19 protein-coding genes are annotated in these 17,277 nt (G+C 58.8%); 16 read left to right on the top strand and 3 right to left on the bottom strand.

Annotation, left to right across the window (positions count from 1 at the left end; all coding sequences use genetic code 11):
- Nucleotides 1-18: 18 nt before the first annotated feature.
- Entirely contained in the window at nucleotides 19-1,497 is a 1,479-nt protein-coding gene (locus tag BCM02_RS17225; protein WP_148930356.1) for a spore germination protein, read from the bottom strand.
- 137 nt (nucleotides 1,498-1,634) lie between these two features.
- On the opposite strand from BCM02_RS17225, the gene BCM02_RS17220 reads away from it, so the two are divergent.
- From BCM02_RS17220 to BCM02_RS17190, 7 genes are all read left to right on the top strand, one after another.
- Nucleotides 1,635-2,753: a GerAB/ArcD/ProY family transporter gene (locus BCM02_RS17220; protein ID WP_187434265.1), complete on the top strand. Its 1,119-nt coding sequence runs from the start codon at nucleotides 1,635-1,637 to the stop codon at nucleotides 2,751-2,753.
- A complete protein-coding gene (locus BCM02_RS17215) occupies nucleotides 2,719-4,125 on the top strand; it encodes a spore germination protein (protein ID WP_148930354.1) in 1,407 nt (468 codons plus the stop codon). The genes BCM02_RS17220 and BCM02_RS17215 overlap by 35 nt, the downstream gene beginning before the upstream one ends.
- Nucleotides 4,115-5,266: a Ger(x)C family spore germination protein gene (locus tag BCM02_RS17210; protein ID WP_148930353.1), complete on the top strand. Its 1,152-nt coding sequence runs from the start codon at nucleotides 4,115-4,117 to the stop codon at nucleotides 5,264-5,266. The genes BCM02_RS17215 and BCM02_RS17210 overlap by 11 nt, the downstream gene beginning before the upstream one ends.
- 138 nt (nucleotides 5,267-5,404) lie before the next feature.
- The gene (locus tag BCM02_RS17205; protein WP_148930352.1) at nucleotides 5,405-7,591 is read left to right on the top strand and encodes an alpha-galactosidase; all 2,187 of its coding nucleotides are present in this window, start codon (nucleotides 5,405-5,407) and stop codon (nucleotides 7,589-7,591) included.
- Between the two features lie 172 nt (nucleotides 7,592-7,763).
- A complete protein-coding gene (locus BCM02_RS17200) occupies nucleotides 7,764-8,156 on the top strand; it encodes a phage holin family protein (protein WP_425466184.1) in 393 nt (130 codons plus the stop codon).
- A 143-nt stretch (nucleotides 8,157-8,299) separates the two neighbouring features.
- Entirely contained in the window at nucleotides 8,300-8,701 is a 402-nt protein-coding gene (locus BCM02_RS17195) for a YhjD family protein (RefSeq protein WP_148930351.1), read from the top strand.
- 99 nt (nucleotides 8,702-8,800) lie between these two features.
- Entirely contained in the window at nucleotides 8,801-9,184 is a 384-nt protein-coding gene (locus tag BCM02_RS17190; protein WP_148930350.1) for a cupredoxin domain-containing protein, read from the top strand.
- A 58-nt stretch (nucleotides 9,185-9,242) separates the two neighbouring features.
- On the opposite strand, the gene BCM02_RS17185 is transcribed toward BCM02_RS17190, so the two are convergent.
- Nucleotides 9,243-9,497, bottom strand: a complete 255-nt coding sequence (locus BCM02_RS17185; protein WP_148930349.1) for a hypothetical protein — start codon at nucleotides 9,495-9,497, stop codon at nucleotides 9,243-9,245.
- 172 nt (nucleotides 9,498-9,669) lie between these two features.
- Here BCM02_RS17185 and BCM02_RS17180 point away from each other — a divergent pair, with 172 nt between their 5' ends.
- From BCM02_RS17180 to BCM02_RS17160, 5 genes are all read left to right on the top strand, one after another.
- Nucleotides 9,670-9,957, top strand: a complete 288-nt coding sequence (locus BCM02_RS17180) for a Dabb family protein (RefSeq protein ID WP_148930348.1) — start codon at nucleotides 9,670-9,672, stop codon at nucleotides 9,955-9,957.
- A 5-nt stretch (nucleotides 9,958-9,962) separates the two neighbouring features.
- Nucleotides 9,963-10,388, top strand: coding sequence for a DUF86 domain-containing protein (locus BCM02_RS17175; protein WP_148930347.1), 426 nt, complete (start codon nucleotides 9,963-9,965; stop codon nucleotides 10,386-10,388).
- A 143-nt stretch (nucleotides 10,389-10,531) separates the two neighbouring features.
- Nucleotides 10,532-11,212, top strand: a complete 681-nt coding sequence (locus tag BCM02_RS17170; protein WP_148930346.1) for a helix-turn-helix transcriptional regulator — start codon at nucleotides 10,532-10,534, stop codon at nucleotides 11,210-11,212.
- Nucleotides 11,213-11,337: 125 nt separating this feature from the next.
- Nucleotides 11,338-11,847, top strand: a complete 510-nt coding sequence (locus tag BCM02_RS17165; protein ID WP_148930345.1) for a DUF948 domain-containing protein — start codon at nucleotides 11,338-11,340, stop codon at nucleotides 11,845-11,847.
- A 20-nt stretch (nucleotides 11,848-11,867) separates the two neighbouring features.
- Nucleotides 11,868-12,242: a YtxH domain-containing protein gene (locus tag BCM02_RS17160; protein ID WP_148930344.1), complete on the top strand. Its 375-nt coding sequence runs from the start codon at nucleotides 11,868-11,870 to the stop codon at nucleotides 12,240-12,242.
- 80 nt (nucleotides 12,243-12,322) lie between these two features.
- Here the strand turns inward: BCM02_RS17160 and BCM02_RS17155 are convergent, their stop codons facing one another.
- Entirely contained in the window at nucleotides 12,323-13,240 is a 918-nt protein-coding gene (locus BCM02_RS17155; RefSeq protein WP_246183419.1) for an AraC family transcriptional regulator, read from the bottom strand.
- Nucleotides 13,241-13,433: 193 nt separating this feature from the next.
- On the opposite strand from BCM02_RS17155, the gene BCM02_RS17150 reads away from it, so the two are divergent.
- The 4 genes from BCM02_RS17150 (at nucleotide 13,434) to BCM02_RS17135 (ending at nucleotide 17,264) form a co-directional block, all read left to right on the top strand.
- Nucleotides 13,434-14,471 carry a copper amine oxidase N-terminal domain-containing protein gene (locus tag BCM02_RS17150; RefSeq protein WP_148930342.1) on the top strand — a complete coding sequence of 346 codons (1,038 nt, stop codon included), beginning with the start codon at nucleotides 13,434-13,436 and terminating at the stop codon, nucleotides 14,469-14,471.
- A 206-nt stretch (nucleotides 14,472-14,677) separates the two neighbouring features.
- Nucleotides 14,678-15,493 carry a glutamate racemase gene (racE, locus tag BCM02_RS17145; RefSeq protein WP_148930341.1) on the top strand — a complete coding sequence of 272 codons (816 nt, stop codon included), beginning with the start codon at nucleotides 14,678-14,680 and terminating at the stop codon, nucleotides 15,491-15,493.
- A gap of 221 nt (nucleotides 15,494-15,714) precedes the next feature.
- Nucleotides 15,715-16,929: a M14 family metallopeptidase gene (locus tag BCM02_RS17140; RefSeq protein ID WP_148930340.1), complete on the top strand. Its 1,215-nt coding sequence runs from the start codon at nucleotides 15,715-15,717 to the stop codon at nucleotides 16,927-16,929.
- A gap of 95 nt (nucleotides 16,930-17,024) precedes the next feature.
- Nucleotides 17,025-17,264 (top strand): hypothetical protein, encoded by a 240-nt coding sequence (locus tag BCM02_RS17135; RefSeq protein WP_148930339.1) that lies wholly within the window; start codon nucleotides 17,025-17,027, stop codon nucleotides 17,262-17,264.
- Nucleotides 17,265-17,277: the final 13 nt, after the last annotated feature.

The following is a 17,277-nucleotide window of genomic DNA, read 5'->3' as shown; positions in this document are numbered from 1 at the left end:
CCTTGTGGGAACAGGCGATCAAGATCGTTTCGTCGCATGCTCCCGGTCTGCGTGCGGCTTGAATCGGGAGCTTAGCGGCCTTCGCGCGGCCGAGTCCGCCAGCTGGCCCGCGTTCCAAGGCGCGAGGGGCCGCAAGTAGGGAACGCCGAGCGATTTCAGCCGGGCGAGATGGTTCCAGATGAGCAAATACCCGATCATGAGGCCGAAGCCGCCGAGCATCGTCGCCAGCGCCATCAGCGGAATTTGGAGCAGTCGGAGCGCGATGGCGAAATTATACTGCGGCAGCGAGAAGGACGCGATTCCGGTCAACGCGATGACGACGACCATAATCGGCGAGGCGATGCCCGCATTGATGGCCGCTTCGCCCACGACCAGCGCGCCGACGATGCTGACGGCGGAGCCGACGGGCCGCGGCAGGCGAATGCCGGCTTCGCGCAGCAGCTCGAAGAAGAACACCATAATGAACGCCTCCACGAACGCCGGGAACGGGATGCCTTCCCTGGAATCGAGCACGGCCAGCAGCAGCACGGTCGGGATCAGCTCCGTATGGAACGTGGAGAGCGCGATATACAGGCTCGGCAGCAATAGCGCCATAAGGAATGCGGTCATCCGCATCCAGCGGATCGCGTTGGCGACCAGCGTGCGCTGGTAGTAATCCTCGGGCGACTGAAGCAGCTCGAAGAACAAGCCCGGACAGAGCAGGAGGCTGCCTGTCCCTTCGACCAAGACGACGATCTTGCCGCCGAGCAGCGCGGCCGCGGCCACGTCAGTGCGTTCCGTGTAGCGAAACTGCGGGAACGGCGACCAGGTGTTGTCCTCGATGACGCTCTCGACGTAGGCGGTTTCCAGCACGTCGCCTTCCTTGAGCTGTTCCATACGATCGGCGAACTCCTTCAGCACAGCCGGGTCGACGGAGCCTTCGAGATACGCGTAGGCGACCATCGTACGCGAAGCGCCGCCGCCCCGCATGTAGCGGGTTTTAAGCTTGGGGCTTTGGATGCGCGCGCGAATCATCCCGATATTGATTTTCAGTTTGTCGACGGTCGACTCGCGCGGCCCTTGTACGACGGGCTCCGTGACGGATTCGCTGACCTCTCGGCTCGGAACGTCGGCGGCCATGTAAGCGATCGCCTTTTCCCACCCGTCGATGAAGATGACGAGATAGCCGCCAAGCACGAGGCTGACGGCGTGCTCCATGTCCTCGACCAGGAACGCCGGCTGCTCGGAGGCGACGTTCTGGGCGTAATAGTGGGCGATCATGCCGGGCGTCACGGCTTCCCCGGCGCCGATCGTCTGTTCCAGAACCGACTGCATCGTATGCCGGAAGTAGTTCGCGCTTCGTTCCTGCACGATCGTATCGAAGTAGACGGAGAACGCCCGGCTCTTCATATTCGGGCCGAACTGCCAAGGCAGCATCCGCAGATCGCCGCAGGAGGCGAACGTATGCTGGAGAATGCGGGCATTCGCTTCGATGGAGGTGGCGACCTTCGTTGGCATCGGAATCCTGCCTTTCCGGTTATTGTCTGACTTTCATCGTTCCATGAAACGTTGTCGTTTATGCATGGAAGATGATGCATGACATCTCGGCCGGCAGGGCATCATTTGGGAAAAGCTCCCGGGAGTTGAATGGCGAAATGCGTGTGCAAACGTTCGGGGTATGGCCGTTGTTTTTCATGTTGATGCTGTCCGTCGGACTGGCCAACCATGTCATCTTGCTGCCTTTGATCTTGAATGATGCCGGACGCGATGCGTGGCTATGCGCGCTGATCGCGCTGGCCGCGTCGCTGCCTTGGATTTATTTCGTGATTCACGGAACCTTGAAGCGAACGGGCGGCAAGCCGCTCGCGCGACAGCTGTTCAAGCGGCTGCCGAAGCCGATTGCCTTCCTGCTGCTCTTGCCGATGGGGCTGCAATTAACGATGACCAGCTTTCAGGCGTACGCGGAGACCGCGGCATGGACGACGACGACCTATTTGCCCGCGACGCCGCCGCTCGTGGTCTTGATATGCTTGATCGCCTTAATCGGACTCGGCGTTTGGAGCGGCATCCGGGCGATCGCGATCATGTCCACGATGCTGCTGCCCACCGTCGTCTTTCTCGGCGATTTCGTCATGACCGCCAACATGCCGGATAAGAATTACAGCTATCTGCTGCCGATTATGGAGCATGGGCCGGACGGCGTGCTGCGCGGCAGCCTGTTGGCGCTCGGGAGCCTCTCGGAGTTATTCATCTTGCTTCTGGTCAAGCATCATTTGACCCGTTCGCTGCAAAGCGGGCATTTGATCGGCTTGATCGTCTTTCTGACGCTGCTTACGGTGGGGCCGGCGATCGGCGCCGTAACTGAGTTCGGGCCGGTCGAAGCGGCTAAACTGCGATATCCCGCTTTCGCGCAATGGCGGCTCGTGACCATTGGCCGTTATATCGAACATTTGGATTTCTTCGCCATCTTTCAGTGGGTTGCCGGCTCGTTCGTCCGCATGTCCTTGTCGTTGTACGTCGTGATGGAACTGCTGCCGCTGCGAAGACAGGCATTTCGGGCGGCGGTATTGGCCGTCATCTGCGTGTTGTTCATCGTGGCGGCGAAGGTGATGTCGCATTTCATGTTCGACTATAGGGTGCTGACTCGGATCATCTTTCTGTCGAACTTGCTCGTGACGGCGGGGGTCACGTTCGTGCTTTGGCTGCTGTCGTTCAATAAACTGCGGGAGGAGGGGAACGATGCCGGAAGCGAACATCATGCTTATAACGGTTGACTGGATTCGGGAGAAAGTGCGCGGATGCGGGGACGTGCTCATGACGGAGCTGGACGATCCGAATGACCCGCTAGGGCCGGCGACGATCATCTATTGCGAAGGCATGGTCAGCCGGGAGCTGCTGCAGGACGTGCTGGTCCAGCAAAGAGGCTGGGCGCCAGAGTCGCAGGGTTCTCCGTTCGTAATGGAATTCGTGCCGAGCGAGGAAGGCGAGGAAGTGTTGAAGTTCGTCTTCGACGGCCAGCTCGTAATCTGGCGCAGGGAAAGCGGACGTTTCTTCGCGTACAACATTGCCAGCCAGCCTGGACGGACGCCGGAGGAGTCGACGATGGAGCTGTCGCTCAAAGGGCCGCGCGACGGCTTCGTCGAGTCGATAGACGTCAATACCGCGCTCATTCGCAAACGGCTTCGCACCCCTCGGCTGCAAATCGAGAATTTTCGGATCGGCGAGGCGACTCAGACGCCGGTCAGGTTGCTATATATGAAAGGGATCACGCCGCCAGGCGTCGTCGACGAAGCGCGAAGAAGATTGAAGGGATTGAACATCCAGGCGCTGCACGGAGCGGCCGAGCTGGAGGAGATCATCTCCGATCGCTCCTTGTCGCTGTTCCCGCTCATCAACTATATCGGAAGGCCGGATTTCGTCGTCCAGTCGCTGATGAACGGCCGGTTCGCCATCTTGGTCGACGGCTCGCCGGCGGGTCTCATCGCGCCGGCCAATTTGGCGCATCTGTTCAAATCGCCGGAAGATGCGCATATGCCGTTTTTCTTCGTGGCGTTCGAACGAATACTCCGTTTAATCGGTTTGTCGCTGGCCATCTGTTTACCCGGCTTCTGGATTTCCCTGTTGGCCTTCAATACGGATCAGGTGCCGCTGCCGCTGCTGGCGACCGTCACGATTTCGCGCAACGGGCTCCCGCTCAGCTCGCAGCTCGAACTGTTCCTCATGATGCTCATGTTCGAACTGTTCCGGGAAGCGGGCGTGCGGCTGCCCCGGCCGGTCGGACAGACGGTCAGCGTCGTCGGCGGCTTGATCGTGGGGGATGCGGCGATCCGCGCCGGCCTCACCTCGCCGACGATGCTCGTCGTCTCGGCGGTGACGGCGGTGGCCACCTTTACGCTCGTCAATCAATCGTTGAACGGCAGCGTGCTGATGATGCGACTCTACATCATGCTCATCTCCTCGTTGCTGGGTTTGTTCGGTTTCTTCATCGGCTTGTTCAGCGTGCTGCTCTATATGAGCACGTTGGAATCGTTCGGTATGCCTTATATTAGCTTCGGCGAGGTCAAGAGCGCGCGCGAGCTGCTGACGATATTAATCCAGCTGCCATGGAAATATCGGGCGAAGCGGGTGAACGACCATGAGCGGTAACCAGCGTGCGAGCAAGTGGTGGCGAATGTTCGGCTCTCTATTAGCCTGTTCCTTGATGACGGGTTGCTGGGATTCGACCAATCTAGAGACGATCGATTACGCGACCGCGATCGGGGTCGAGTACAAGGAGGACAAGTTTGTCGTCTATACGCAGCTGGTCGATTTCTCATCCATTGCGAAGAACGAGGGCGGCGAGCATAAAGGTGCGAAAGTGTGGGTAGGCCGAGGCGTCGGCGACACGTTCTACGGCGCCTACAGCGAGTTGCTGCGCACGGCGCAGACGGAGATGAACACCGAACAGCTGAAGACGGTCATCATCCGCGATAGCGCGATCGTGAAGCTGGATGAAATCCTCGACGCGCTGAACCGGGTACGCGTGTCCCGCTATACCTCTTGGGTGTTTGGCACGAACACCCCCGTCGATGAGATCTTGACGACGAGCACGTTCTTCGGCATGCCGCAGACGACGAGTCTGATCTACAGCCCGCGGGATCAGATGAGGCGCGCTAATTTGATCGATCCGCTCAGCATGCAGCATTTCGTCGCCCGGTACAACGAAGGCCCCGCCACGGTATTGCTTCCGGTCGTCGGCGTTAGCACCCGCATGTGGAAGGAAGAGGAGCAGTCGGTCAAAATGCAGGTCGTCCAGGGCATGTTCGCGATTAAGCGGAAAGGCAAGGCGACTTATTTCCCGATCGGCGAAATGGGCGGCGTCAAATGGGTCAACCCGAATTTCACGCGATACCTTATGCCGATCGCCGGCGAAGGCGGGAACAAAGCGACGATCGCGGTGAACGACGTCAAGGCGAAGGTGCGGATCGACGTCTCCAAGAAGGCCCCCTTGTTCACGATCAAATTGAGCGTCGTGGGCGAAGTGGCCGAAATCGGCGGACATATGTCCAAGGAGCAGATCGTCGCGCGGATGAAGCAGGTCATCAAAGAAGAAATGGTCGATACGTATCGGAAAGGGCTCGCGAAGGGAGAGGATCTCTATAATCTAGAGGAGGAGCTGTACCGGCACCACCTCCGCGTCTGGCGCAAGGAGACGAAGGGCCGCGAAGTGTGGCTGCCCGGCAAGGACGACTTGAACGTCGACGTCTCGTTCCGGCTTCGCGGTTCTGGCGTGTTTGGCTTAAGTTGATCGGACAAAATCCTACATTTCTCCATGTCCCGGCTAAAAGCGTCCATACTCACCGGACATTGGCGGGCTCTATACTGAAATCAGAACCTGATTTCGTTCGAATCAGCGCCAGAGCAGTTAACGAGGAGGAATGAAAGGATGCCGATCCTGGTAAATAACGAGCAGCAGGTGTTTCATCTGCAGACGGACTCGACGAGTTACGCGTTTCAAATTATACATGGGTATCCCGTACACCTATACTGGGGCCGCAAGATCCGCAAGGCTGATCCGGCCTTGCTTCACGAACGTAACGGCCGGGTGTCCTTCGACCCGAATCCGGTGGAGACGGACAAGTCGTTCTCGCTGAACACGGTCATGCTGGAGTATCCCGGCTACGGCACGACGGATTTCCGCACGCCGGCGTACGAGGTCGGTCTTCCGAGCGGGAGCAGCGCGGCGGAACTCACCTACCGCTCATATCGGATCGTAGAAGGCAAGCCCGCGCTGGAAGGACTGCCTGCCGTATACGCCGAATCGGACGGCGAGGCGACGACGCTGCTTCTCGAGCTGGCCGACGATCAGACGGGCTTAACGGTAGAACTTTCCTATACGGTCATGGAAGGCTTCGACGTCCTGATTCGTTCCGCGAAGGCGACCAATGCAGGCATGGAGCCCATCCGGCTGAACCGCGCGTTAAGCGCGAGCGTAGACCTGCCGCACGACCGCTTCGATCTGCTGCAGCTGTCTGGCAATTGGAGCCGGGAGCGGCATATCCACAAGCGCGCGCTGGCACCGGGCATGCAATCGGTGGAGAGCCGGCGCGGATCGAGCAGCCATGCGCAGAATCCGTTCTTCGCGCTTCTCGCGCAAGGCGCGGACGAGGAGCACGGCGACGTCTACGGCTTCAACCTCGTCTACAGCGGCAGCTTCGCGGCCGGGGTGGAGGTGGACTCCTATGCCGTCTCGCGCGCCTTCATCGGCATTAATCCGTTCGATTTCTCTTGGCTGCTAGCGCCAGGCGAATCGTTCCAGACGCCGGAGGCGGTCATGGTGTATTCGGGCGAAGGGCTCGGCGCCATGTCGCGCAAGTATCACAAGCTGTATCGGACCCGGTTGTGCCGCGGCGCCCATCGCGACCGCGTCAGACCGATCCTCGTGAATAACTGGGAAGCGACCTACTTTAATTTCAACGCGGACAAGATCGAAGCGATCGCCAAAGCCGGCGGCGAGCTCGGCATCGAGCTGTTCGTGCTCGACGACGGTTGGTTCGGCCATCGCGACGACGATTCGACGTCGCTCGGGGATTGGATCGTCGACCGCAAGAAGCTGCCGAACGGGCTGCCTGACCTGGTCGAGCGCGTCAACCGGCAAGGGCTGTCTTTCGGCCTCTGGTTCGAGCCGGAGATGATCTCGCCGGACAGCGACCTGTATCGGGCGCATCCGGACTGGTGTCTGCACGTCGAAGGGCGCAGACGATCGACCGGCCGCTCGCAGCTCATCTTGGACATGTCGCGCAAGGACGTGCAGGATTACCTCGTGGACGCGCTCGGCGCGATCCTCGGCAGCGCGCCGATCCGCTACGTCAAGTGGGACATGAACCGGAACATGACGGAGATCGGCTCGGCGCAGCTTCCGCCGGAGCGCCAGCGCGAGACGGCGCATCGGTATATGCTGGGGCTATACGACGTGCTGGAGCGGATTACGTCGGCGCATCCGGATATTCTGTTCGAGAGCTGCTCCGGCGGCGGCGGACGGTTCGATCCGGGCATGCTCTACTACATGCCGCAGACCTGGACGAGCGACAACTCGGATGCCATTAGCCGATTATCCATCCAGTACGGCACGAGCATCGTCTACCCGATCAGCTCGATGGGCGCGCACGTGTCCGCCGTTCCGAACCATCAAGTGGGCCGGTTGACGTCGCTTGCTACGCGCGGCGACGTGGCGATGTCCGGCAATTTCGGCTACGAGCTCGATTTGACCGCGTTCACCGAAGCGGAGAAGGAAGAAGTGAAGCGCCAAATCGCGCTCGTGAAAGAAGTGCGCGAACTTACGCTGTTCGGCGACTTCTACCGGCTGCTTAGTCCGTTCGAGGGCAACGAGACGGCGTGGATGTTCGTCTCCGAAGACCGCAAGGAAGCGCTAGTCGTGCATGTGACCGTTCTGGCGCAGCCGAATGCGCCGCTTAGCCGGCTGAAGCTCAAGGGACTTGATCCGTCCGTCGATTATAAGGAACTGGGCAGCGGACTTGTTTCCGGCGGCGACGAGCTCATGAACGCGGGAATCCGGGTTGTTTATCCGCATGGCGATTTCGGCAGCAAGGTATACCGGTTCCAGGCGGAATGACGCCGTTCTTCCAGTAGCCGCGCCGTTCTTCCAGTAGCCGCGCCGGGCAGCTGCCGTTCCTCGTGTTCGATCGCCCGAATTTGGATGTTTTCCGCATTGTCGGTACAGCCGTGGACAACCTGAAGACCCTCTTCTGCATAGGATATAGCAAGTTCATGCAGGGGAGGGGTTCGTGGTGCAATGGGTGTTCTGTACGATTGTGGCTGGACTCGGCGCCGTGGAAGCGTTCGTCTTCGGTATTTGGCAAGAATCGCTAACCGTGCTGCTCGTCGCGATGGGGATCGATATCATCTCCGGCATTGCGGCGGCGGTCAAGCGCAAAACGGGACTGAACAGTCAGATCGGCTCCTGGGGGCTGACCCGTAAAGGGCTTATGTTTCTGGTCATTCTGTTGGCGCACCGGATCGACGTTCTGCTCGGCACGGGGTACGTGACGATGAATGCGGCCATCTATTTCTATTTGGCCAACGAGTTGATCTCGATCATCGAGAACTTCGGCGTGCTCGGCATCCCGCTCCCGCCGAAGCTGCGCGAGCTGATCGAAGTGCTGAAGAATAAGAAATAATCGTGCAAGGGCCGTCTTCGTTCTTGAAGATCGGGCCCTTGTTTATTTGCATGATTTGGTCGGTTTGCGCCACCCGAATTCGGTTGTAATGCGAACGTACATTCGATATAATAAGAACAAACGTTCTTATTGGAGGGGTGTTCATGACGCGAGAGACCGGCAAGGGACCAGCCGTACAGATCGGAAGAGAGCTGGAACTAGTGAAACGTTACGTGCTGCTGGGCGTCACGGTACGCATATTGAATCACGATATCCGAGTCGTCGGCGCCGCGCCCGCGAAGCTGCCGCGCCTGTACGAGTCGATGCTGCGCGGTCTTCAGGACCGCACGCTGCTGGAGCTGGCCGCGCTGCGCAAAGATTTTCGCGAGCACGGCATCCGCATCGTGGAGGAGCTGCAAGGGACCGGCGGCATGACCGCGCGATACATAAGCCGGGGGTATGAGCACTCGTTTACTCTCGGGTGGGGCTATGTCCGCGCCGAATCCGAACGTCTCTTGAAATGCTACGCGACGTCACATAACGTTCAAAGTTTTGTCAAAATCTAAAAAAAGTTTTGGCAGATTCCGGAGTTTAATGTTGAGAAAATCGGACGATCTTATGTAATATAAAGAGTAGACATTTCAGCTAAAGGGGAGCAAGCAGTAATGTATAAGTGGATTATGTTCGTCATTTTCGCAGCTGCATCCGCACTAGGTATTTACCTGATGGCGACCCAATTGCCGGAGAAGCCGGTAGACGAAGCGGCTTCCTTGCCGCCGGGTACCGTAATGGTTAAGATCGAAGCCAATGCAGATTTCACGTTCGACCAGCCGGAATACAAAGTCAAGAAGGGCGACAAAGTCATCCTGAAGCTTGTGAACAAGAGCGGTATTCACGGCGTAGCGATTCCTGACCTGGAAGTCGATCTTCAAGGCGACAAGATGGAACAGGAAATCACGGTGGATCAAGCCGGCAAGTTCGAAATGCACTGCTCGATTATGTGCGGTACGGGCCATGCCGACATGAAATCCTATCTCGTCGTCGAATAGTTTATAGTCGCACAACAAAGAAAAGGAGCCCTGATCGGCTCCTTTTTTTAAAATATCTCTAATAGGAGCGCTTGCGGCGCCTGCCGCGCGCGATCATCCAGTCGCAGACGAATCCTAGGATCGCCCAGCTGACGATCGTCAAGGCGTACATCGTAAAGACGTTGATTTCATGAATATCTTTGAACATGTCCGCGAACCAGCCCGGTATGCTTAACATAAAGAACACCATGTTATGCGGATCATAACCGGTGTAATTGAACAGGCACAAGGCGACGCCGATCAGCGTGGCAATGATGGTAATCCGGTAACGCACCCTGTCATCCCCTTTGCGAGAAGATTGCCGATTATTACGTCAGCTTGGTTTATTATGCGACGCGCATCTTCAACTCATTCGGGAAGCCGCGATCATACCGGCAGCCAAGCACGCAGAAGCTTAAGGCAGGACAACCAGCTACGATAACATTCGGATAAGGAGCGATAATCGCATGATCACGCACATTGTATTGTTTAAGCTGAAGGACCGCAGCCCGGAAGCCATCGCGCAGACCGTGCAGGTATTAAAGGATATGGAAGGCAAGATCGACGAGCTGAAGCATATTGAGGTCGGCGTCGATGTCGTGCATTCGGAACGTTCTTACGATATTGCCCTCTTCACGAAATTCGAATCCATGGAGGCGCTCGGCGCGTACCAGATTCACCCGTTACATCAGAAAGTCATCGAACATATGACGCAGGTGCGCGAAGCGTCCGCCAGCGTCGACTACGAGAGCTAATCGCCATGTATTACGTGAATCGGGAACAAATATCGGTTCGTCTGGCCGTCATACCGGATGTGGCGGGTGCGATGCGCGCGCTGTCCCAGCAGTGGAGAGGGGAGCTGCTTCAAGGCTTGGCTCAGGAGCGGGCGCTTCATTTGGCAATCGAAATCGTAACGGACGTAGGCAGCTATATAATTGACGGCTTCATTATGCGCGATGCGAGCAGCTACGAAGATATTATCGATATTATTGCAGAGGAAGGCGTATTTCCCGGCGAGGTCAAGGAGGCGGTCATGGAGCTGGTCAAGCTTCGCAAGCCGCTCGTACAGGATTATTTCGCCTGGCCGGCCGGGGAACTGCATCCGCTTACGATCGCGCTGCCGGACGTTCTGGAACAGTTCAAACGCAGCGTCGAAGCGTATGTGCTTCAGGAATTGGGATCGTAACAGCTTAACAAGCGGTTGTCCGGTTTGCGGGCAGCCGTTTTATTTTGCGGGACGAGAGCCGGCCGACATTTACGGAAAAGGCAAAATAGGATACAATGTCGCTATCGACAGACGATTTCTAGGCGTAAAGGCGGTGATGAGACATGGAACCATTCGGCGATGCGCTGCCATTGAAGACGCCGTTTCGTCAAGAGGGCGGAACGCGGCAGACCATTCTGGTGCTGCTGAAGACGAGAGCGCATATGAACGCGGGAGATTTCGCCCGAGAGCTGAACATCACGGAGATGGGCGTACGCAGACACTTGAGCGCGCTGGAGCGGGACGGTCTTATTCGCCCGACGCTGGTCCGGCAATCGGTGGGACGTCCGACGCTGCGGTATAGCTTGACGGAGGAAGCCGAGCACGTGTTTCCGAAGACCTATAGCTCGCTTGCGCTCGATTTGTTGGAAGAATTGGAAGGCGACCCGGATGCGGAAGGCATGATCGCCCGCATGTTCGAAGGACGCAAGCGCAAGCTGTTGGAACGTCATGCCGGACGTATGGGCGGCAAGGGTCTCGAGGCTCGGGTGCGGGAGCTGGCCGACATTCAGAACGATGGCGGTTATATGGTCAGTATGGAGAGCGGCGGAGACGAGCTCGTCCTTCATGAATACAACTGTCCGATCGCTCAAGTGGCGGCGCGCTACGAACAGGCCTGTCAATGCGAGCTGGCGCTCTTCCGCGAGCTGCTGGCCGCGGAAGTGGAGCGGACCGAATGCTTGGCCAAGGGCGGGATGAAATGCACATACCGGATCGCGCGAACTTCCGCGCGGGACTCCGATTAGAAGCCGAATTGCGGGCAGCCGCGATTCGGTTTTTTTGTGTTTGTGTCAAGACGAGCCCACGCTGCTTATACTGTCATTAAGAATTGGGCATTCGCCCGATATCCGGGCATAAGGAGGAACGGACGATGATCCATATTTGGTTTCAGGCATGCATCGCCATCGCCTTCGTCGTGCTGGTTGCCGGCGTTCTGCTGTGGCTAAGATCAGCCGATCGCAAGCTTGGAAGGCTGGTGGAATCCGCCAAAGCGATCGAGCGCAGCGCGGCGGAAATTACGGTGAAGGCCGGCGGCGTCGCCGATCCGGCGGCGGAGGCGATCCGTGCGGTCCATCGGCAAATCGACAGCGCGGCGCGATTGTTCGAAGCGGCCCGCATCATCGGCGATTCGGCGGATCAGGCAGCCGCGGCCGTGCGCAAAATGACGGGCGTATTTACCGACCATGCCGCTTCGCAAGTCGAACGCGGCGGCGGCAAGTATAAGCATCAAATCAAGGAAGCGTTGGATTGGGCGGAAGTCGGATACGCGGCATGGCAGTTCGTGCAATCCAAACGCAGCGAAGAGCGGTCTTCTGCATGCTACCCGGGTGAATTTGGGCACGATACCAAAGAACCCAAACCGGAAGCGGCCACTTTATGACGATGAAGGAGAGAGGCAAAATGGCAAAGAACAAAGCAAACAAAGGATTTCTGTACGGCTTGCTCGCAGGCGGCGTCGTGGGCTCGTTAACCGCGCTGTTATTCGCGCCGAAGTCCGGCAAGGAACTGCGCCAGGATATCGCGGACGGCGCGCAGCAAGTCGGCGAGCAAACGGCTCGCATCGCCGGCCAAGTCGGCGAATCGACGACGCGTCTCGCGAAGCAGGTTGGCAGCGGCGCATCGGCCATCGCGGATAAAGCGAAAGAGACGACGAGCAATGTCATCGATTCCGTGCGTAACTGGAAACGCGGCGAGGATCTTCCCGAACGGCTGGAAATCAATGAAGAAGTAGCGGTCGCCAAGGAAGAAGAGAAAGAGCTGACGACGATCGGTTAATGACGCTGGTGTATAGACGAACGCTAGACCGGGCAGGCCATGTCGACGATGACATGGTCTGTTTGGCCTTGTGCGGGAGGTCAAGCGTCCTTGTTCGGCTCCTGGATTGGCGGTGGGCTAACATTGCCGTCCCCTTCCGTATTCCCGCGTTGGCCAAGCCGATAGGCAGTAGGCGAGCAGCCCGCGAATTTGTGGAACAGTCTGGAGAAATAGAGCGGGTCGCTGTATCCGACGGATGCGGCGATCTGATCGATCTGCAGCTCGTGCGGGCCGTCCAACAATTCGCGAGCGCGCTCCATGCGGACCTGCTGCAGAAACTGCTTGGGCGACAGGCCGGTCGTCTGCTTGAACATTTTGGACAGATGGGTGCGATGGTAGCCGAGCGTCCGGGATAAATCGTCGATCGAGACGGATTCCGCGTACTGCAGCGAGAGCCAGCGAATCGCGCGTTTGATTTGGCGCTCGATATCCGTGCCGAGTCCTTGATCCGGCGTACGCAGCCGGTTCCGGTTGGAATCGCCGAACAATTTGAACAATAAGCGCAGCAAGCCGGATGCTTCCAGGTCGGCCAGATCGGCCGAAAGCGTCCGCTCGAACGTCCGCTGCATGGCCTTGTAGAGCCGGAGCGCCCGAGTCAAGGAAGGCAGCTTGAGCACGGGATGATCGATGGTGATGCCGAGCGCCGCCATGGCGTCCGCGCCGCCCTCTCCCTTGAACGCGACCCAGCGATAGGTCCAAGGTTCGGCGCGGTCGGCCGCGTACGAGAACAACGTATCCGGGAAAATGACGAACGTATCGCCGGTTTCCAGTTCAAAGACCCGGCCGTCCATGCGGAAGACGCCGCGCCCGGACGTGACGGTATGCACGAGATAGTAATGATGCACGGCCGGCCCGATCGAATGACCGGGAACCGGCTGGCCGTGGCCGCTGAACAGAACGAACAGATCGCCGCGCGGCTGCAGCGGATTGACGCCGATTGAGAAGTGATAGTGGTCCATGGTCGTGAGCAAGCTCCTTGCGCGTGATGATCCGAATAAGAAAACTACCTCTATTATATAGGAGTTCATCCTTCCCGCGATATTCGTAGAGCATCACGCGAAAAAAATAGCTGCATCGTGCAACATTCTGAGATACGGCTCCGTCTAGAAGGAAGAACCAACGACACCAGCAAACACACCAGGAGGAATATTGATGAAAACTACGAAGAAACTCGGACTAGCGGTACTGACGACGGCAATGATGGTAACGGGCGCAAGCGGCCTGGCATCCGCGCAAGAATACCAGACGGCGGTGCCGATCAACGCGCCAATTAACGCGCCGGTTAACGGCGTATATTCGCTGACCGTGAACGGATCGGCCGTCAGCGGCGCCGGCTATATGAATAAGAATGGCAAGGATGTCATGATTCCGCTGCGCGACTTGGCGGCAGCGCTCGGCTATAACGTGACGTGGAACGGCAAGACGCAATCGGTCGAACTGATGAAAGGCGCGCAGTGGACGAGCGTGAAGCTTGGCGCGGACCAATATTCATTCGCGCGCATGCTCATCAAGCTCGGAGCCGCGCCAGAGCAGAAGAACGGCAAGATTTTCGTACCGGATTCGTTCGCGGCGCAGGTGCTCCAAGCAGACGTGGCGCGCGTCGGCGGCACCGTGGAAGTGACGCTCGCCGAGAAGAAAACGATGACGACGGACGGATTCGTCACCGGCGTCAACGTGAAAGACGGCGAAGGCAGCGTGCGCATCAACGGCACGGGAACGGAAGGGCTTGTGCTCAACGTGGGCAAGGAGACGGTCGTGAAAGCCGAAGACGGAACCGTGCTGCAGTGGACGGACGTACAACTCGGCTATGAGGTAGAAGCGGTGCATTCGCTGGCGCAAACGATGAGCTTGCCGCCTCAAACGGCGCTGTATGAGCTGATTGTCAAGAAACCGGCTGCGGCGATCGAGACGCTCGGCACGGCAGGCGCGATCGAAGAGGTAACGAAGGCCGAAGACGGCACGGTTGCCGTTCGGATTAAAGGCGAAGCGCTCAGCGACGTATCGCAGTCCGAGATCAAATTGATGCTAAGCGAGAACACGCAACTCGTCACGTTGACCGGCGAGAAGGCAACTGCCGATCAATTGGTTAAAGGCGCCCGCATCATCGGATTCTACGGCCCGATGATGACGAAGAGCCTGCCGCCGATCGGCACGGCTTGGAAGCTGGTTGTCCTGCCGGCCGCGCAATAATCGACGGTCTCGCGCTGATTGCTCTCCGATCGAACGAAGCGGCGCGCACGCCGGGTTCCCTAGCGGAACCCGGTTTTTTCTCGTTATAGAAGCCTTGTCCGCGCAATCGGTGCCATCGCAAGGTACGTTTTCCGCGTTCCGTTCATATTCTATTGAAGCTGATAATGAGCTTATACAGACAAAACGTTGAAGAAAGCGGTGTGTTTGTGCAACAACCGATCGCAATATTGGACTCCGGTGTCGGCGGGCTTACCGTGGTCAAAGAAGTGTTGCGCCAGCTGCCGATGGAGAAGGTGATCTATTTCGGCGACACGGCAAGGGCGCCGTACGGGCCTCGCCCGGCCGAAGAGGTGATGCGGTTTACGCGCGAGATCGTCGATTACTTGATCCAATATCAGCCCAAAATGATCGTAATCGCGTGTAATACGGCCACCGCCGTTGCGCTGGAAGATATACGCTCGCGCGTGAACGTGCCCGTCGTGGGAGTGATCCACCCGGGCGCGCGCGCGGCTTTGGGAAGAACGCAGAATGGCATGATCGGCGTCATCGGCACGGAAGGGACGATCCGCAGCGGCGCCTATGAGCTGGCGCTCAAGCAGCTTTCGCCTCATGTCCGGGTCGTCAGCCTGGCTTGTCCGGCGTTCGTCCCGCTCGTCGAGCAGGGCAACTTCCGTTCTCCCGAGACGCAATCGACGGTGGAACAAGGGTTGGCCGCGCTGCGGCCCTATCCGTTCGATACGTTGATTCTGGGCTGCACGCACTACCCGTTTCTGGCGGAGACGATCTCGGAAGTGGCCGGTCAGCAGGTGGCGCTCATCAGCTCCGCGGATGAGACGGCGCGCGAGATTAGCACGATTTTGCACGATCAGAACAAATTGGCCCGCAGCGCACAACAGCCGATTCATCAATTTTGCTGCAGCGGCGACTCGCGGCTGTTTCAACAGATCGCGATCCAATGGCTCGGCGAACAGATCGCGCTCAGTCCGGTCGTCTGGCAAGTGCCACGAATCGGGATGACGTGATCTTCGGGAGCAACATGCAGAGGGAGAAGGAAGTCTCGAACGCCGCGAGCAGCGCCCGCGGATGCGCGAGGCTCTTTTGCCTTGTTCGCAACCTTCGTTTAAACCGACCGGTACGGGCAAGGGCTGCATGCGATCGCGCTGGCATGTGCGCCGTCTACCTTGCATAGCATGTGACATGAGACGTGTTCAGCCGAACAGCTTGGTCAGAGGAGGTTTTGCGCATGCTCCCTTACGTCGTGCAGCCGGGCGACACGCTGCTTCGCATCGCAAGGAGATTCCATATTCATGCCGCCGCGCTGCTGGCGGCCAATCCGAGATTGTCCCCCGCGGCTCCGATCGCGCCGGGGCTGCTCGTGTTTATTCCGGAACAGAACGCATCCTGCTATTGCGTGCAGCCGTGCGATACGGTGCTCGGCGTGGCCGAGCGGTTCTCGCTCTCCGTCCATGCGCTGCTGGCGGCGAACCCCCGCCTGGACCCGAAGCAGCTGGTCCCGGGCCAGCTGGTGACGCTGCCCGAATCGGAAGGGTGTTCGTCGATCGTCGACGCCCGCGGGGAGTATGGGCCGGCCGAGCTGGAGCAGGATTTGGCCGCCTTGGAGAAGAGCTATCCGTTCCTGCACGTGCAGACGATCGGCGCAAGCGTCCTTGGGCTCCCGCTCTATGCGCTACGGCTAGGCGATGGCGGCCGGAAGCTGCATATTAACGCCGCGATGCACGCCAATGAATGGATTACGACGCCGTTGCTCATGCGATTCGTCGAAGAGCTGGCCGCGGCCGGCGCCCGCGGCGGCCGGATGGCGGACCTGGACGTGCGGCAAGCGCTCGGCGAGGTAACGCTATGGGTCGTGCCTCTCGTGAATCCCGACGGCGTCAAGCTGGCGCAGGAAGGGTTGCAGCCGGATCATCCGCTTTATCATGAGCTGCTGCAATGGAACCATGGGTCTCGCCGCTTCCGCCGCTGGAAGGCGAACGCGCGCGGCGTTGATCTGAACGACCAGTTCCCGGCTTTCTGGGAAGAAGAAGTGAAGCGCCGAGCGGCCGACGGGCCGGGCAGACGGGACTATCCGGGACCGGCGCCGCTCAGCGAACCGGAGGCAAGAGCGCTCGTCGACTTGACGGCAGCCGAGCGATTCGACATGGCGATCGCGCTGCACACCCAAGGGCAGGAGATCTACTGGAATTATAGAGGCTACGAGCCGCCGGAGAGCGAAGGTCTGGCCAGAGCGTTCGGTCTAGCCAGCGGGTATAAGTCCGTCAAGCTGACGGGCAGCGACGCCGGCTACAAAGACTGGTTCATTTACGAGTATCGTAAGCCCGGATTTACGGTAGAGTTGGGCAGCGGCGTCAACCCGCTTGCCTTGGATTGTTTCGAGGACGTGTACGACGAATTGAAGCCGATGCTCATGCGCGCGATCCGTTATCTGGCCGGGCAGTAGCCGCCGGAGAAGGGAACTGCCAGAGCTGGCCGACAAGCTGGCATGCGGCGATTGCCACCCTATGTTATAATGACGGCGAAAGGAGGCCGCATGCCATGCGTAAATTGCTTTCGCTCCGTCATTGGCGGCATGTGTTTGTCCGCATTTACCGGCTGCTTGCCGCCAAAGAGGTGAAGCTGCTGGACAAGCTGCTGTATGTCGTTCCGGTGCTGATCTACTGGGTGGCGCCCGATGCGCTGCCATTTCTTCCCGTCGACGATATTGCGGTGACCATGATCGCCGCCGAACTCTATACCCGTTGGATGGAACGGAAATACAGCCGGATTTTGCGCTGAAGGTTGAACTGCG

The sequence above is a fragment of the Paenibacillus methanolicus genome, from assembly GCF_008124765.1.
In the GTDB taxonomy this organism is placed as follows: domain Bacteria; phylum Bacillota; class Bacilli; order Paenibacillales; family Paenibacillaceae; genus Paenibacillus_Z; species Paenibacillus_Z methanolicus.
The sequence above is the reverse complement of the archived record's forward strand: the minus strand, read 5'-3'. Positions and strand labels throughout refer to the sequence as shown.

What these genes read in the sequence shown, in the direction of transcription:
- BCM02_RS17225 (WP_148930356.1), bottom strand. Translation starts at nt 1,497, where the DNA reads ATGCCAACGAAGGTCGCCACCTCCATCGAAGCGAATGCCCGCATTCTC.
- BCM02_RS17220 (WP_187434265.1), top strand. Translation starts at nt 1,635, where the DNA reads ATGCGTGTGCAAACGTTCGGGGTATGGCCGTTGTTTTTCATGTTGATG.
- BCM02_RS17215 (WP_148930354.1), top strand. Translation starts at nt 2,719, where the DNA reads ATGCCGGAAGCGAACATCATGCTTATAACGGTTGACTGGATTCGGGAG.
- BCM02_RS17210 (WP_148930353.1), top strand. Translation starts at nt 4,115, where the DNA reads ATGAGCGGTAACCAGCGTGCGAGCAAGTGGTGGCGAATGTTCGGCTCT.
- BCM02_RS17205 (WP_148930352.1), top strand. Translation starts at nt 5,405, where the DNA reads ATGCCGATCCTGGTAAATAACGAGCAGCAGGTGTTTCATCTGCAGACG.
- BCM02_RS17195 (WP_148930351.1), top strand. Translation starts at nt 8,300, where the DNA reads ATGACGCGAGAGACCGGCAAGGGACCAGCCGTACAGATCGGAAGAGAG.
- BCM02_RS17190 (WP_148930350.1), top strand. Translation starts at nt 8,801, where the DNA reads ATGTATAAGTGGATTATGTTCGTCATTTTCGCAGCTGCATCCGCACTA.
- BCM02_RS17180 (WP_148930348.1), top strand. Translation starts at nt 9,670, where the DNA reads ATGATCACGCACATTGTATTGTTTAAGCTGAAGGACCGCAGCCCGGAA.
- BCM02_RS17175 (WP_148930347.1), top strand. Translation starts at nt 9,963, where the DNA reads ATGTATTACGTGAATCGGGAACAAATATCGGTTCGTCTGGCCGTCATA.
- BCM02_RS17170 (WP_148930346.1), top strand. Translation starts at nt 10,532, where the DNA reads ATGGAACCATTCGGCGATGCGCTGCCATTGAAGACGCCGTTTCGTCAA.
- BCM02_RS17165 (WP_148930345.1), top strand. Translation starts at nt 11,338, where the DNA reads ATGATCCATATTTGGTTTCAGGCATGCATCGCCATCGCCTTCGTCGTG.
- BCM02_RS17160 (WP_148930344.1), top strand. Translation starts at nt 11,868, where the DNA reads ATGGCAAAGAACAAAGCAAACAAAGGATTTCTGTACGGCTTGCTCGCA.
- BCM02_RS17155 (WP_246183419.1), bottom strand. Translation starts at nt 13,240, where the DNA reads ATGGACCACTATCACTTCTCAATCGGCGTCAATCCGCTGCAGCCGCGC.
- BCM02_RS17150 (WP_148930342.1), top strand. Translation starts at nt 13,434, where the DNA reads ATGAAAACTACGAAGAAACTCGGACTAGCGGTACTGACGACGGCAATG.
- BCM02_RS17140 (WP_148930340.1), top strand. Translation starts at nt 15,715, where the DNA reads ATGCTCCCTTACGTCGTGCAGCCGGGCGACACGCTGCTTCGCATCGCA.
- BCM02_RS17135 (WP_148930339.1), top strand. Translation starts at nt 17,025, where the DNA reads ATGCGTAAATTGCTTTCGCTCCGTCATTGGCGGCATGTGTTTGTCCGC.